The following is a 1,657-nucleotide window of genomic DNA, read 5'->3' as shown; positions in this document are numbered from 1 at the left end:
GCACGCCAATGGCAACATTACTTGATGGTAAACGGGTCTGGGCAGAAAAAAATCTGAACCAGATTTAATCTGACAGACACCTGTATAAATAACCGGTAACTGTCAGATCAGGTCTGAGCTAGTACAGTTTATTTATGGGGTCGGGTAAAACCATCAGCCTGGCAGGCCCTTCGATCATCTTTGTCTATATGATCATCGGGTTTATGCTGTTCTTCGTTATGCGCGCGATGGGCGAATTACTGCTCTCCAATCTGGAATACAAATCCTTCAGCGATTTTGCCGCTGACCTGCTGGGACCCTAGGCTGGCTTTTTCACCGGATGGACCTACTGGTTCTGCTGGGTAGTGACAGGCATCGCCGATGTGGTCGCCATCAGCGCCTACACCCAGTTCTGGTTTCCCGAACTTTCGCAGTGGGTGTCTTCTTTATTGTGCGTACTGCTGTTACTCACACTCAATCTCGCGACGGCCAAACTGTTCGGAGAAATGGAGTTCTGGTTTGCCATGGTCAAGATAGTGGCAATTGTCGCACTGATTATCCTCGGTGCGGTGTTGGTCTTCATGCACTTTCCTTCCCCATCAGGTTCAGTCTCTTCTTTCACTAACCTGTGGGATCACGGTGGCATGTTCCCGAAAGGGATGAGCGGATTTTTTGCCGGGTTCCAGATAGCGGTCATTCGTAGGGATCGAACTGGTCGGTACTACCGCCGCGGAAACCAAAAATCCTCAGGTAGTGCTGCCGCGTGCCATTAATGCCATACCTATCCGCATTATCATGTTTTACGTCTTTTCGCTGATCATGATCATGTCCGTTACGCCGTGGAACGCAATTGCCGCCGATCGCAGTCCCTTCGTAGAGATGTTTGTGCTGGTCGGGTTCCCGGCCGCCGCCAGTGTGATCAATTTTGTCGTACTCACTTCAGCAGCCTCTTCCGCCAATAGCGGCGTATTTTCTACCAGCCGGATGCTGTTCGGGTTGGCAAAACAGGGCGATGCGCCAGAGGCATTTGCTCATCTGTCAAAACGTGCAGTCCCTGCGACAGGATTGCTGTTCTCTTGCATCTGTCTGCTGAGTGGCGTTGTGTTGATTTACCTGATTCCGAATGTGATGACAGTGTTTACGCTGGTAACAACGGTTTCCGCCATTCTATTTATGTTTATCTGGAGCATCATCTTGTGCTCTTATCTTAAATATCGGAAAACGCGGCCTCAGTTGCATGCCAATTCAACCTACAAAATGCCGTTAGGTATTGTCATGTGCTGGGTATGCCTGGCCTTTTTTGCGGGTGTGATTGTTCTGTTGACATTGCAGCCAGACACATTACAGGCACTGATGGTGACACCGCTTTGGTTTGTTCTTCTTGCAATTGCTTATCAGTTCTTGCTGAAGAAAAAACAGAGCGCTTAATCCCGTATCAATCATTGCAGGCAGTCATACTAAAGACGCTTATTATTGGCGTCTTTAGTTTTTAATGCGTTCCTTGCGCGGATAACACACCAATCAAGACAGAGTTAATAATTCTAGACATAATTAAACCGTCATTCCGCACCTGATTTTTCTTTTTTCGGGACTTGACGGTATTCTGAAGTTCTGAATTTATTACTGCTTTTTGCAGACCAATCAGCATGAGTACTCCCCACGTTACCATCCGTAACCT

Annotated in this window: 1 pseudogene; it reads left to right on the top strand. The window is 47.9% G+C overall.

What is annotated here, in order from left to right:
* Positions 1 to 128 precede the first annotated feature (128 nt).
* Positions 129 to 1,407: pseudogene (cycA, locus tag ACTBDZ_RS17595) on the top strand (D-serine/D-alanine/glycine transporter); the annotation flags it as partial.
* Positions 1,408 to 1,657: the final 250 nt, after the last annotated feature.

This window comes from Symbiopectobacterium sp. (assembly GCF_051710365.1).
Classification (GTDB): domain Bacteria; phylum Pseudomonadota; class Gammaproteobacteria; order Enterobacterales; family Enterobacteriaceae; genus Symbiopectobacterium.
This window is presented reverse-complemented; position numbering and strand designations above follow the sequence as displayed.